Origin of the sequence: Escherichia sp. AM3 (genome assembly GCF_032029835.1) — a bacterium.
Lineage (GTDB): Bacteria > Pseudomonadota > Gammaproteobacteria > Enterobacterales > Enterobacteriaceae > Escherichia > Escherichia coli.
In genome coordinates, this window is the sequence record NZ_JAVUPQ010001063.1 from 1 (window position 1) to 261 (window position 261).

Here is a 261-nt window from a genome sequence, read left to right on the forward strand (position 1 = left end):
TGCCCGACTGGGGCGTTTGAGAATTTATTATGCTAATCAAATTGTTAACCAAAGTTTTTGGTAGTCGTAACGATCGTACCCTGCGCCGCATGCGCAAAGCTGTGAACGTCATCAACGGTATGGAACCGGCGATGGAGAAGCTCACTGATGATGAGCTGAAAGCGAAAACCGCGGAGTTCCGTGCGCGTCTGGAGAAAGGTGAAACCTTAGAAAGCCTGATCCCGGAAGCCTTCGCCGTTGTACGTGAGGCCAGTAAACGCG

At 51.3% G+C, this 261-nt stretch carries 1 protein-coding gene; it reads left to right on the top strand.

Annotation, left to right across the window (positions count from 1 at the left end):
* Nucleotides 1–29: 29 nt before the first annotated feature.
* On the top strand, nt 30–261 hold a 232-nt coding region (locus RTW80_RS29710), incomplete at its 3' end, for a hypothetical protein (RefSeq protein WP_312721725.1).